Annotated in this window: 11 protein-coding genes; 3 read left to right on the top strand and 8 right to left on the bottom strand. The window is 69.9% G+C overall.

The features are described from left to right. The first annotated feature begins 22 nt into the window (after positions 1-22). The 3 genes from ACIBI5_RS21660 to ACIBI5_RS21650 are packed head-to-tail and all read left to right on the top strand — an operon-like array spanning position 23 to position 3335. Positions 23-757 (top strand): ABC transporter ATP-binding protein, encoded by a 735-nt coding sequence (locus tag ACIBI5_RS21660; RefSeq protein WP_397249360.1) that lies wholly within the window; start codon positions 23-25, stop codon positions 755-757. Next, positions 754-2157 (top strand): ABC transporter permease, encoded by a 1404-nt coding sequence (locus ACIBI5_RS21655; RefSeq protein WP_397249358.1) that lies wholly within the window; start codon positions 754-756, stop codon positions 2155-2157. The genes ACIBI5_RS21660 and ACIBI5_RS21655 overlap by 4 nt, the downstream gene beginning before the upstream one ends. Continuing rightward, positions 2052-3335 carry an ABC transporter permease gene (locus ACIBI5_RS21650; RefSeq protein WP_397249356.1) on the top strand — a complete coding sequence of 428 codons (1284 nt, stop codon included), beginning with the start codon at positions 2052-2054 and terminating at the stop codon, positions 3333-3335. The genes ACIBI5_RS21655 and ACIBI5_RS21650 overlap by 106 nt, the downstream gene beginning before the upstream one ends. 153 nt (positions 3336-3488) lie before the next feature. On the opposite strand, the gene ACIBI5_RS21645 is transcribed toward ACIBI5_RS21650, so the two are convergent. From ACIBI5_RS21645 to ACIBI5_RS21610, 8 genes are all read right to left on the bottom strand, one after another. Continuing rightward, entirely contained in the window at positions 3489-4562 is a 1074-nt protein-coding gene (locus ACIBI5_RS21645) for a GNAT family N-acetyltransferase (RefSeq protein ID WP_397249354.1), read from the bottom strand. A gap of 218 nt (positions 4563-4780) precedes the next feature. Next, positions 4781-8110, bottom strand: coding sequence for a GH116 family glycosyl-hydrolase (locus ACIBI5_RS21640; protein ID WP_397249352.1), 3330 nt, complete (start codon positions 8108-8110; stop codon positions 4781-4783). 19 nt (positions 8111-8129) lie between these two features. Beyond that, on the bottom strand, positions 8130-9101 hold the full coding sequence (locus ACIBI5_RS21635) for an ABC transporter substrate-binding protein (RefSeq protein ID WP_397249350.1): 972 nt from the start codon (positions 9099-9101) through the stop codon (positions 8130-8132). A gap of 50 nt (positions 9102-9151) precedes the next feature. Continuing rightward, a complete protein-coding gene (locus ACIBI5_RS21630; protein WP_397249348.1) occupies positions 9152-10165 on the bottom strand; it encodes an ABC transporter permease in 1014 nt (337 codons plus the stop codon). After that, positions 10162-10938 (bottom strand): ATP-binding cassette domain-containing protein, encoded by a 777-nt coding sequence (locus ACIBI5_RS21625; RefSeq protein ID WP_397249346.1) that lies wholly within the window; start codon positions 10936-10938, stop codon positions 10162-10164. The genes ACIBI5_RS21630 and ACIBI5_RS21625 overlap by 4 nt, the downstream gene beginning before the upstream one ends. Before the next feature lie 176 nt (positions 10939-11114). Continuing rightward, positions 11115-11801, bottom strand: coding sequence for a FadR/GntR family transcriptional regulator (locus ACIBI5_RS21620; protein WP_397249344.1), 687 nt, complete (start codon positions 11799-11801; stop codon positions 11115-11117). Between the two features lie 513 nt (positions 11802-12314). Beyond that, positions 12315-12557 carry a DUF397 domain-containing protein gene (locus ACIBI5_RS21615; RefSeq protein ID WP_397250312.1) on the bottom strand — a complete coding sequence of 81 codons (243 nt, stop codon included), beginning with the start codon at positions 12555-12557 and terminating at the stop codon, positions 12315-12317. Next, entirely contained in the window at positions 12547-13446 is a 900-nt protein-coding gene (locus ACIBI5_RS21610; RefSeq protein WP_397249342.1) for a helix-turn-helix domain-containing protein, read from the bottom strand. Before ACIBI5_RS21610 ends, ACIBI5_RS21615 begins: the two co-directional genes overlap by 11 nt. Positions 13447-13497: the final 51 nt, after the last annotated feature.

Genomic DNA, 13497 nt, shown 5'->3' with positions numbered 1-13497 from the left:
CGGCGACGGGAAAGGGTGTGCGGTGACGAAGGGATACGCGCTCACATTGGAATCGGTGACGAAGGTCCACGGTTCCGGTCGTCATGCGGTCACAGCCTTGAACGACGTGACGATGGGCGTGCCGCACGGGTCGTTCGTCGCGATCATGGGTCCCTCCGGCTCGGGCAAGAGCACGTTCCTGCACTGCTCGGCGGGTCTCGACCGGCCCACGAAGGGCGGCGTGACCCTCGGCGGCACCCGCCTGGCCGGCCTGCACGAGGAGCAGCTCACCGAGTTCCGCAGGGAACGGGTCGGGTTCGTCTTCCAGGCGTACAACCTGCTCGACTCGCTCACCGTCGCCGGCAACGTGGGCCTGCCGTTCCGGCTGGGCGGCGGTCCGGTCCCCGACGACCGGGTACGCGCCGAGCTGGTGAACGTCGGGCTCGCCGACATGGGCGACCGTTACCCCGGGCAGTTGTCCGGCGGTCAGCGGCAGCGCGTGGCCATCGCTCGCGCCCTCGTCACCGGACCCGACGTCGTCTTCGCCGACGAGCCGACGGGCGCGCTCGACACACGTACCGGCGGGCAGGTCCTGCGACTGCTGCGAGAGGTCGTCGATCGGACCGGCCAGACCGTGGTGATGGTGACCCACGACCCGGTCGCCGCCTCGCACGCGGACTCGGTGACCTTCCTGGCCGACGGCCGGCTGGCCGGCGAGCTCGCCGGGCCGACACCGGAGAAGGTGGCCGACCGGATGACCAGGCTGGGGGAGTGGTGAGCCGCGAGAGCAGGGGCGAGGCGGCGGATCCGCCGGCGGCCAGGAAGAAGATCCGCACGCTCTCACGCCAGAACCTCTCGCTGGCCTGGAGCACGATTCGCGGCCGCAAGGGCGGCTTCGCGACGGTGCTGATCGCCATCGCGGTCGGCTCCGCCGTGATCACCGCCTGCGGCGTGTTGCTGGAGACCGGCATCAGATCGGGAGTCCCGGCCGAGCGGTACCATCGGGCGGCCGTGGTCGTGGGCGGCTACCAGGCCATGCCCGTCGAGGGCGATGCGGACCCGCGGCTCTCCGAGCGGGTCAGGCTGCCCGCCGACACGGTCGCGAAGGTCGCCGCGGTCCCGGGCGTCGCCTCCGCGGTCGGGGACGTCAGCGTCCGCATCACCGTCCTGAAGAAGGGCTCCGTCCTCGGCGGCCCGTCCGTATACGGGCACGGTTGGTCCGCCTCGGCGCTGGCGCCGTTCACGCTGCGCTCGGGCACCCGGCCGCGAGCGGACGACGACGTCGTGCTCGACGGCGACCTCGCCCGGCGGGCCGGAGTCGCCCCGGGAGACACGCTCACCCTGGTGACCGGGTCGAAGCCGGGGTCGTACCGGGTCAGCGGCGTCGCCGAGCCCGCGACCCCGCTCCAGCGGCAGTCCGCGGTCTTCTTCACCGACGGCCAGGCGACGCGGCTCCACGGACCGTCCGGCAAGATCGACGCGGTCGGCGTGCTGGCCGCGAAGGGGACCGACGCGGACGACCTCGCCGACCGGATCAAGAAGGCCGTGCCCGGCGTGGTCACCCACACCCGCGACGACCGCGGCGACGTCGAGACACTCGACGTCGGGCAGATGCGGTCGTTCCTCGTCGAGGTGGCCATCGCGTTCGGCGCCACCATGATCCTGCTCGTGATCATCGTGGTCGCCGGCACCCTGGCCCTGTCGGTGCAGCAGCGCCGCCGCGAGCTGGCCCTGCTGCGGGCCGTCGGCGCCACCCCCCGGCAGGTGCTGCGCATGCTCGGCGCTGAGGCCGTGCTCGTGGGCGTCATCGGTGCCGCGCTCGGCGCGGTCCCCGGCATCTTGCTCGCCCTGCTGCTGCACACCGTGTTCACGGCGGCCGGCGCACTGCCGCCCGGATTCTCGCTGGTTATCACGCCGCTGCCCGTGCTGTTCGCCCTGCTGATCTGTGTCCCCGCCGCCCGGATCGGCGGCCGGCTCGCGGCCCGGCGCGCCGCGAACGTCAGTGCCGTCGAGGCGCTCGGCGACGCGGCCGTGGACCGAAGAAGCTCGGCCGGTTCCGGCTCTCGCTCGGCGTGCTGCTCGTGCCCGCGGGCCTGGCCGTCGCGATCGTGCTGCCGATCGCGCTGCCCGGCGAGTCGGCCGTCCAGGGCGCCGCCGGCTCCGCCCTGGTCCTCGTGATCGCTGCCGGCCTGCTCGGACCGAGGGTGTTCGGCGGCGTCGCGACGCTGCTCGGCCGTCGCGCGGGCGGCGTCACCCGGTTCCTCGCCGTCGCCAACTCCCGGGCGCGGGCCCGCCGGCTCAGCGCCGCCACCACCCCGCTGATCATGGGTGTGACGATGGCGTGCGCCCAGCTGTTCAGCGGCACGACGCTCGCCGCGACCGCGCACGACCAGGTCGCCCGCGGTGTGATCGCCGACCACGTGGTCACCTCCGGCAGCGCGGGGATCTCACCCGGCCTGGCCCAGGAGCTTCGGAGCGTTCCCGGCGTCCGTACGGTCAGCCCGGTCGCCCGGACCTCGACGATCCTCACCTGGCCTGATGGCGACGGCATCCAGTACCGGGTCTCCACGGCGCAGGGCGTCGACCCCGCGGCCGTACCGGACACCATGAACCTGGACGTGCTCCGCGGCGACCTGCGCGGTCTCACCGGGTCTGCGGTCGCACTCAGCCGCCTCGTCGCCGGTACGGCCGGCGTCGACGTGGGCGGCCGCGTCGACGTGCACCTCGGCGACGGCGCCACGGTGAAGGCCACGGTGATCGCGATTTACGAGAACGGGCTCGGCTTCGGCGACGTCACGCTGCCCCGCGACCTGGTCCTCGCGCACACCACCGACCACCTCGACCGGTGGCTGCTGGTCAACTCCGACCGGGAGGCGGATCTGCGCGCGGCGCTGGAGGCGTACCCGACGATGAGCGTGCGCGATGCCGCGGCGATCACCGCCGCACCGGCCGGCGAGGCGGGCGGCAGCGGGATCAGCCTCGTGCTCAACGCCATACTGCTCGGCTATCTCGCCATCGCCGTCGTCAATACGCTGGTCATGGCGACGATCTCACGGCGACGCGAGTTCGCCCTGCTGCGCCTGGTCGGCACCCGGACCAGCCAGGTCCGGTCGATGATGCGCCAGGAGGCCGCCCTCATCGTGGTCTGCGCGGTCACCGTCGGCACGATCGCCGCGCTGCCGTCCCTGATCGGGATGAGCTACGCGATGCGCCACTCGGTGTTCCCCTCGATCCCGCCCCTGACGTACCTCGGCATCGTGATCGCGGCCGCGGTGATCGCGTGGCCCGCCGTGATGCTGCCGGCCCGGCTCGCACTACGGCCCCCGGCCGTGGAGGCGTTCGCGGGGCCCGAGTGACGTACGACGCCGGGGCACGAGGCCATCGCGCCCTGCGGCTCGTTGGCGTTCGAACACGCCGCCGCGTGAGCTGCCGGGGTCCACGACGTGGAACGTGCCGTGCTGTCTCCTCTTCATGGCCGGCCGGCCGGGTGCGCCGCGGGGCTGGGAAGGTCAGAAGCGCTTGACGAGACTGACCGCGCGGTCGGTGACGGTGAAGCCGAGACTCTGGTACAGGCCCAGGGCGCCGGTGGGGTTGTCCGCGTCGACGTCGAGCACGGCCCGGTCCAGCCCCTCGGCCCGCAGCGCCCGCAGCACGTGGGCCAGCAGGGTGCGGGACAGCCCCCGACCTCGTGCCTCCCGGCGCACGCCGACGGCCGTGATGGAGCCGAACGGGCCGCCGCGCAGCGGCCACTCCTCCGGCGCCACGTCGACGAAGACGAGGCCGACGACGCGTTCGCCGTCGTGGCAGCCGGGCGTGCCGGGGGCGACGGCGAGCACGGACAGGTCCGGGCGGAACGCTTCCAGGCGGTCACCGGAGGCCCATTCGGCGGCGGTGACCGGCTGGCTGCCCCAGTGGTCGCGGAAGGCGTCGTTCATCGCGGACCTGGCCCGCTCCTGCCACTCCTGTCCGTACGGCACCAGCCGTACTCCGGGAGTGGACGGCGGCTCGGCGACCGGCGCCTTGAGGTCGCGCTCCAGCTCCAGCCACCACCGGGCGCGCTCGTAGCCGTGCGCTTCCAGGAGCCGGATCGCAGCCGTGGAGTGGTCGTGCGCACTCGAGGCGAGCCACCCGGGCAGGGTGGCGTCACAGGCCGCGAGATGCTGAAGCCCGCGGGCCTCCTGCCATGCCAGCAGCGCCCTGCCGATGCCCTCGCCGCGGCGGGCCGGGGTGACCGTTCCGTCGAGGTCGACCCAGACGATCGTCTCCTGGCTCGCCGGGGCCGTGGCCGAGCCGTAGGCGACGGCCCGCCCGGCGTCGTCGACGGCGATGACCGCGTCGCGCCCGGGGTCGAAGACCGCGCTCTTGAACTCCTCCTCCAGCTCGTCCCTCATCATCAGCGAGCGCGGATGATCGATCTTTCCCGAGGCACGCTTCAGGTCGAGGATCAGGCCGATGTCGGCGGCGGTGACGGGTCTCCAGGTGAGCCCGTCGCCGGCCGTGGGCAGGGCGACGGCCGATGGAGCGGTCACCCGGTCGCGCAGGGCGCGACGTTCGGGGCTGTGATGGTGTTCCGTCCCGCTCACGGGGTTCCTTTCCTGGTCCTGCTTCGGGATTGTCGCGGCGGGGGTTCGCGTCATGCGGGGAGCCGCGTTCGACCGTACCGACCGAAATCACGGGAAGGAAACCGATTAAACCTGGCGCGTATGCGGTGACGGAGGCGTACGTCTGCTTCTGGGACAAGCGCGCGGCCCGGACGCTCCGCGACGGGCAGATGGCGGAGGCGTCCGGGCCGCACGAGCTGTCAGCGGACGACGTGCACCCGCAGGGCCGAGCCGGCGAGCTCGGCGGTGGCGGCGCGGCGCGGATCGGCCCGCAACGTGACCGCCCGCGGCAGGGTGACCGTCAGGGTCGCGCCGTCGACGGCGAAGGACGTCACCCCGAGCTTCCTGCCGTCCAGATGGACCTTGACGTGCTTGGGGTTTCCCGCCCGGGACAGGGCGACGCTGACCGTCTTCAGGGTGACGGCGCCGTGCTTGACGGTGATCCGGTCATCCTGGGTAAGGCCCGCCCGCTTCTGAGTGAAGGTGCCCCAAGCGGTGCCGGTGCTGAAGAAGGAGCGGTGGTCCTGCGGCTTCCAGTTCGGGGCGAAGCTCATCTTCTGGGCGGGGCCGTCGAAGGTGAAACCCTGCAGCGCGGTCAGCAGCGACCAGGACGACAGCGTCCGGCCGTACCACTTGCCGCACTCGTCGTCACCGAACGGGCTGCCGGTGCCGTCGCCGGTGGAGCAGGGACTCTTGTCGATGTGCTCGGTCCTGGCCCGGCCGTCATAGCGGTCGGAGGCCGCCTTGACCACGCGCAGGCCCTCGTCGAGCAGGCCGCGCTGGAGCATGAGACCAGCCGCGGAGTACTCGAAGCCGGACATGACCTCGTCGTAGTAGAGCGGGCTGTTGCCCGGCTTGGGACTGTTCGGCCAGCTGATCATCTGCAGGCCGGCGTCGGTCTCCTCGACGTACTGCCGGAACTGGTGGCTGTCGTTGTAGCCGGTGAAGTGCTCCTTGAAGTTGTGGCGGAACAGATTCCTGGCTGCGGTCGTCATCTTGGCGGAGTCGTAGATGTCGCCGAGGCCGAGCTGAGTGGACCACCACTGGCCGAGCAGCATGTCGATCGCCACGCCGTCGCCGTAGGAGTGGCCCTGCGCCGAGTAGGCCTCCTGGAAGTACTCGCCGTTGAACAGTTGCCGCTCCTGCTTGACCCGGCCGGAAGCGTAGATCGCGTCGTAGCCGGCCTTGGCCGTGCCGTCACCGGCGAGCTCGGCCATCTTCGCCGAGGCGTTGACGGAGGCCAGGTACAGCGAGCCGAGCCATGAGCCGTTGCCGGTCTCGCCGCCGTCGAGCGTGGTGTTGTGGATGCCGGTCAGCACACCGTCCCGGTCGGGGTCGGCCTGCCGCACCACGTACTCCGTCGCCCGCTTGATCTTCGGCCAGTTCGCGGCCAGCCAGGCCTGGTCGGTGGTCTGGTAGGTCCGGTACGCCGACAGGATCACGCCGGTCTGGCCGTCGAGGGTGAAGCTGGAGTCGCTGTCGAAGCGCATGGGGATCTTGCCCGAGTCGTCGGCGTTGTCCAGCCACTGCTGGGTCCAGCGCCGGCCGACCTCCGGCCACAGCCAGGCCTGGCTCTGGGCGTAGTGGAAGACGTGGGTGGGCATGCCGGGGCAGCAGCCCCAGCCCTCGCGGGCGCCGAAGAAGCCGTTCTTGGCCCACCACACCGTCGGGGAGTGCAGCACCGAGGTCGCCGAGGTGATCCGGTCCAGCACGTACTGCGGCAGGTTGGAGTCGTAGACGGTGTCGTGGTAGAGCTTCGTCTGCCCGACCAGCCGCTCAAGGTCGCCCTTCACGTAGTCGGCGACCGCGTCGGCGCTGTTCCACCAGTTCTCGTACTGCCGGCCCGAGCCTCCGTTGAAGTTCTGCGCGTTCGGGAAGTGCCAGCTCAGCACGACGGGGATGGTCTTCGACTCGCCCGGCTTCAGCGTCACCGCGGTGGCCAGGGCGCCGTCGACGGTGGTGTTCGCCGCCGGGCCGCTCGCGTCGGCGGGGCCGCTGAGCGCGCCGTCGTCGGCCAGGTCGCCGCGCAGGGCCTCCAGCGTGCTCCAGGCGGCGGTGCCGGTGACGCCGCCGGCCAGCGCGGCGAGGTTCATGCCGCCCGCGCCGTCGGCGCCGGTCATCCGCAGGCTTCCGCCGTCGACCACGGTGCGGTTGGCGCCGTAGCCCGCGACGACCCGGTTGTTCGCGCCGCCGATCGTGTCGTAGCCGTTGAAGCCGACCGCGTTCTGCTGCGCTGCCAGCACCGACACCTCGGCGGGCCGGTCGCCGGGGTTCTCGACGGTGATGTTGTAGATCGCGGTGGGGATGGCCGAGTCCTTGACGTTGCCCGGGATCATCGGGTTGAGGATCTCGGAGGAGACCTTGACCGGCAACGATTCGTCCTTGTACCGATATTTCAGGATCGGGTACTCGCCCTGCTGGGTGAGCGACTTCACCGGCTCGAACGCGCCGACTCCGGTCGTCTGCAGCGCCCGCACCACCGGCTCGCCGCCCGCGGCCTTGGCGCGTACCGCGAAGAAGCTGTTGGGCAGTTTGCCCTTGGCATAGGAATCGGCATCGAGGTGCCAGCCGCCGCGGCCGAGGTTGTTGAAGATCCACCAGGTGGGTCTGGCGCCCGTACCGTCATGCACGATGCCGGCCGAGCCCAGCGGGCCGACGGGGAAGCGCGTGTCGGTGAGTCTCTGCCCTGCGTAGGTGACCGTCTCCCCCCGTGCCCGCAGGTCGCTGTACGGCCGGGCATAGGCGTACACCCTGCTGGACTCGACGCCCGAGGAGACCGAGGACACGGCGTAGAAGTAGGCCGTACCCGGCCTCGCCGTCCGGTCGGTGAAGCCCGGCTCCGCGGCCTCTCCCAGCCTGGTGAAGCCCGAGTCGCGCTCGGTGGAGCGGTAGACCGCGTACGTGCCGCCACCGATCGCCGCGCCCCAGCTCAGCGCCGTCTCACCGGCGGTGCGGGCCACGCGCACCTCGCCCGGTGTGGCGGGCAGGTCGTTGCGGATGTCGTCGAGCGTGATGTGGCCCCAGCCGCCGGTGGAGTCGTCCACGGCCTTGACGATCACGCGCCGGCCGACGTGCGCGGACACGTCGAGCTGCCGCCGCGCCATGACCTCGGCGCTGTTGCCCCTGGTCACGGCGAGTTCCTGCCCGCAGCCGTCGGGCTTGGTCTCGTCGTAGGCGCAGACCGCGACATAGGTGTCCGCGCCGCTGCCGCCGCCGACCAGCATGGTGACGACGGGCTGGACGACGGTGAAGGGCGCGGAGACGACCACGCCGCGGTAGCCGTCGCTCGGCGTCTGCGCCGGAGTCTCCAACGTGGACAGGAAGAACCTGCCCTCCTTGTTGTACGGCCTGGCGTCGTTGTGGAAGGTCGCCCGGTCGGTGATGAGCCGGCCGAACGAGCCCGACACGATCCGCCAGCCCGAGGGCAGCGAGCCGCCCTCGAAGTTCTCGGTGAAGGCGCCGGCGGCCTGGGCGGGCAGGGCGACGGCGAAGGCGGACAGGGCGAGTGCCGCGGCGGCGAGTAACCGCATGGTCAGGACCTTTCGGAGTTCAGGAGCAGGTGGTCTTGTAGATGAACTTCGCGATGCCGGGCTGAGCCATGTTGTCCTTGGTGAGCACGACGAACGGCGTGGAGATCGCGGAGGTGGTCGCCCTGCCCTCCAGCGCGGCCACGGCCTGCTCGACGGCGTCCCTGCCCATCTGCAGCGGCTGCTGGACGACCAGCGACTGGACGACGCCGTTCCTGACGTCGTCCAGGATCGGGTCGGAGGTGTCGAAGCCGACGATCTGCACCTTCCCCGACTTGCCCGCGTTCTGCACGCCGGTCGCGACTCCCTCCACCTCCTGCGTGCTGACCGCGAACACCCCGGCCAGGCCGGAGTTGGCGGCGAGCACGGCGGCGAACTTGGAGGTGGCGGTGGCCGGCTGGCTCTCGCTGTACTGCGGGCCGAGATAGGTGATCCCGGCGTGCTTGACGATCTCCTCCTCGAACCCCTTCTGCCGGGCGTCGGTCGTGGAGATGCCGGGCTTGGCGCCCATCACCATGACCTTGCCCTTCTCCCCGACCTGCTTGGCGAGGGTCCGCGCGGCCAGCACGCCACCCGCGTAGTTGTCCGAGGCGATCCGGGAGACGGCCAGGCTCTCGTCGGCGGCGACCGAGTCGGCGAAGACCAGCTTGATTCCGGCGGCCTTGGCCTTGCTCAGCGCGGGCACCATCGCCTCGCCCGCCATCGGGGAGATGACCAGGGCATCGGGCTTCTGCGCGATGACGCCGTTGAGTATGGGGGTCTGGCTCTGCGGGCTGTAGTCCTTGCCGCCCTGGGCGTCGAACTGGACGCCGAGCTCGCGGGCGCGCTCCTGCGCGCCGCAGGTCAGGGAGGTGAAGAACGGATTGCCCGCCATCCCCTGGACATAAGTGATCTTGTACGGCTTCGCGCCGCCTTCCGCGGTGGAGGCGGTGCCGCTGGAGCAGCTGGCCGCGAACGCGAGCGCCGCGGCGGCCAGCAGGACTTTTCCGCGCATGCTGGGATGACCTCTTCTCGAAACGGGGTTCTTCTTGCCGGGCGAGACCGCTACGACTTCTCGCGTGCCTTGCGCTTGAGCTGGTCGATGTAGACGGCGAGGACGAGCACCACGCCGATCGCGACCTCCTGCCAGAAGGTCTGGACCTTGAGGATCACGAAGCCGTTCTGCAGGATGGCCGGGATGAAGACGCCGATCACCGTTCCGCCGATGGTGGCGACGCCACCGAACAGGCTGGTCCCGCCGAGCACCACGGCGGCCACGGCCTGGAGGTTGTCGGTGGAGTGGCCGGCGATGTTGGCGCTGGCGAAGAGCGCCAGGTCGAGGAAGCCGGCCACACCGGCCAGCAGACCGGCGAGGCCGTACACCTTGATCAGGTGGCGGTCCACGTTGATGCCGGACCTGCGGGCGGCCTCGGCTCCCGAACCGACGAACAGCGTGTACCGGCCGAACCTGGTCTGGTTCAGCACCACCCCTCCCGCGACGATCACCGCGAGCGCGATCACGACCAGCCAGGGCACCACGCCGAAGAGCTTGCCGAGGCCGACGCTCTCATAGAGGGCCTTCGGCACGCCGGACAGGTCGTTGCCGCCGGTGACCAGCTGCGCGATGCCCAGAGCCGCGCCCATCGTGCCGAGCGTGGAGATCAGCGCGGGCACCTTAGCCTTGGCCACCAGGAAACCGTTCAGGGCGCCCCAGGCCACGCCGGACACCACGGCGACGGCGAACCCGGCCAGGACGACACCGAACCCGGAGCCGCCCAGCGCGGTCATCACCTTGAGCGACATCACCGCCGAGAAGACCAGCACCGAGCCGACCGACAGGTCGATGCCCGCGGTGGCGATCACGAAGGTCATGCCGACCGACATCACGAGCAGCACCGAGGTGACGGTCAGCATCGTCTGGACGTTGTAGGCCGACAGGAACGCGTCCGGCGCGGCTGCGGAGAACACCGCGATCATGGCGACCAGCGATGCGGACAGGTAGGTGAGCGGGGAGGAGACCAGCCGGCGGCGCAGTGCCGCGGACGGGGAGGGAGCGTGCTCGATCAGCGCCGTGCTCATGCCGTCTCCTCCAGGCGCACCCCATGGGTCAGCAGGCCGGTCATGGCGGCGACGAGGTCCTCGGCCCTGGCCTCGCCCGCGGTGAACCGGGCGACCCTGGCGCCCAGCCTGAGCACCTCGATCCGGTCGGACACCTCCAGCACCTGCGGCATGCTGTGGCTGATCAGAACGACGGCGATGCCGCAGTCGCGCACCTGGCGAATCAGGTCGAGCACGCGCCTGGTCTGCACCACGCCGAGGGCGGCCGTCGGCTCGTCCATGAAGACCACCCGCTTGGCCCAGGTGACCGCCCGCACGATCGCCACGCTCTGCCGCTGGCCGCCGGAGAGCGTGGAGATCGGGGCGTCCACATCGGCCAGCCGTACGCCGAGAGAGGCCAATTCCTTGATCGTGCTGTCGCGCATCGCGGACTTGTCGAGGAACCCGAGCCGTCCGAGCGGGCCGCGGCGCATCCTCTCCCTGCCCATGAAGAGGTTGGCCGCGGGGCCGAGAGCGGGCGCCAGCGCGAGGTCCTGGTACACGGTCTCGATGCCGGCCGCCTGGGCGTCGTTGGGCGAGGAGAAGGCGATGGGCTCGCCGTTGATGAGAATCTGACCGCTGTCCGGCCGCAGCGCGCCCGACAGCACCTTCACCAAGGTGCTCTTGCCCGCCCCGTTGTCGCCGATGAGCGAGACGATCTCACCGGCGTAAGCGGTGAAGTCGGCTCCTCTGAGCGCGTCGACATGGTCGAACCGCTTGCGTACGCCTCGCGCTTCGAGCAGCGGGTCAGCCATCGGAGTCTCCGGTCGGCGGCAGAGCACGCCCTACGGCTCCGCGTTCGGTAGGCATGGGTCATCGTCCTTTCGGGGGGGTTGCCGCGTTCGGGGCGCGGGCAGGCATGCTCACGCGTCGCCGCGGCTGACGGCGAGCGCGTCGCGAAGAGGTCGGAAAGGGGCGTCCGAGCAGGGGGTCAGCGGACGGTGAGGACGGCGTCCTCGATACCCGCCACGTGCGCGGCAGCGCGGATCCGGGCGCGGTAGGTGTCGCCGGCGACCAGCGCCTCGTAGATCGCCTGATGTTCGGTGAGAGTCAGGTGCAGGTCGGATTCGTCGGTCATCCCGCACCATGCCTGGGCGCGGAGGGTCTTGCCGGAGACCGTCTCCACGATCGTCGCCAGCACGGGGTTGCCCGACGCGTGCGCGATGAGCCGGTGGAAGTCCTCGCCGTTCGCGCGCAGCGCCGCCCGGTCGACCGGGCGGGCGGCCGTGAGCTGGGCGGCCTCGGCGAGCAGCGCGGCGAGCTTCGCCAGCCGGTCCGCGCCGACGTGCAGAGCGGCCATCGCGGTCGCCTCGGGCTCAAGGAGGCGCCGCACCTCCAGGAAGTGCCGGATGGTGCTGTCCTGGTGCAGGTCCACGACCATGCTCATGGTGCCCAGGAGCAGTTCGGGGTTCAGGCTGGTCACGTAGGTGCCGTCGCCCCGGCGGGTCTCCAGCACGCGCAGCATGGTGAGCGCGCGGACCGCCTCCCGCAGCGAGTTCCGCGACAGGCCGAGCCGGGCGGCCAGCTCTTTCTCGGGCGGCAGCCGATCTCCGGGCCGGACCTCGCCCGTGATGATCATCTGCCGGATTCTGTCGACGGCGTCGTCTGTGAGCGCCACCGGGCTCCTCTCTCTCGCGACCTCCCATCTTGACGGGCTGCGCCACGACCCGGCACCGCCGGCGCACACGATCATCTACTTGTTATCTGGATGGCACGGACTCCCGCGAATTGACCCGATGTTTGCGGGGTAAGAGCACCGTACGAGCGCACCCTGCGCGGTGTCAATGCCCCGATTTTTAACGCTCGCGTAACGCTGACTGGGTGATCCGAGTGTGCTTTTGTCCCTATTTGTCGCCTCTGGGGCATCTGATACATCGGGTTAATTCAGAGGGGAGGCTGCGAGCGAGAGGCCCTGTACGGGCATCGGCGCCCGAGGCGCGCACGCCGGGCGCGACCTCCGCGAGGCAGGGCCGGGCGGACCTCCGGATGGGCCGCCACTCGCCGGCCGGTACGCGAGAATCCCTCGTGGGGGACAGGAGTGGAGGACACCTGTCATCAGCGACGGGGCACGACAAGGCTGTGGGGCGCTCATGTCTGAGCGCCCCACAGCCTTTACGGGTAGCAGGCCCAGCTAGTGAGACTCCTTCGAGTCTGCCTTGATGATGCTGATGAGCCCCTGCCACTCATCCATGGAGAACTCGAGGACGGGCCCCGAAGGGTTCTTGGAATCGCGGACCGCCATGCGCATTCCAGGCAGGCCTGCGACCTCTACGCACTCGCCTCCTGGCGTACTGAAGCTGCTCTTGAACCACTGCGGCGCGAAGTTCAAAGAAGTCACAAGTACCTCCCTTTCATCTCTTTTGTCAGTTGCCATTCTCATCGGCCAGCTGCTGTAGTCGCCGAAGAGACTCATGAGGGTCGAGTGAGACGTGAATCAGACTGTCCAGGAGCTGGTCAATCTGATAAGTCTCATCCTCCGTGTCGGTTACCGACCCACCCGCCACGCTTTCCTCAAAAATTACGTCAGGGTGCACAAGTCCGGGCACAGCGTCCACCGCTCCAAAACGCAAAAGCACCATGGCTCGCGCGAAGAGCGAATAGGGCTCCCATAATCTAATGATTCGGACCGTTATATTGGGAAGCCTCGCCATGGAGATCAAGTGGGACAACTGCTCGCGGACCAGTTCTGAACCGCCGGCATTGCGCAACGTGGCAATAGCCCGATGGATGACCGCCTCGTCCATGACGGCGATGAACTGCAGTGGATTCGGGCACGTCAGAAGGCTCTGCCGCGTGAGCCGTACGGTGGAGCGCAGCTTCACCCAGCTCGGCTTCATCCTGAGGAACTCGAGGCCGACGCGGTTGATGACATCCATGTACGACTCGGTCTGCAGCAGGCCGGGCAGGACCAGAGTTTCCCAGTTGATCATCACCTTGGCCTCGTGCTCAAGGCCGATGTAGTTCACGAACGGCGCCGGGAGCATCTTGGCGTGGTTGTCCCACCAGCCGTACTCGCTCGATTGGCGGGCAAGCGTGAGATACCCGCCCTGCTTCGCCGCGGGAACGCCGTAGTAGTTCAGGAGTGCCTGGATATCCGTCGCTGAGGGTTTGACGCTCGCGGATTCGAGGCGCGAGAACTTCGCGGGTGACATTCCAAGATCCTTGGCCACGAGTGGACCGGAAAGGTGTGCTTCGGTGCGCATCCTTCGCAGCTCGGCGGCCAGCAGGCGATGTCGCACAACGTTACTGATCCGATCCACCATGCTGCCTCTTCCCTCGAACGACAAGGGGTAATCCTCGCCGAGGGGTTCTAA

It is taken from the genome of Nonomuraea sp. NPDC050540 (genome assembly GCF_044457485.1).
Lineage (GTDB): Bacteria > Actinomycetota > Actinomycetes > Streptosporangiales > Streptosporangiaceae > Nonomuraea.
Note: the sequence above shows the minus strand (reverse complement) of the source record. Positions and strands in the feature narration are given on the sequence as shown.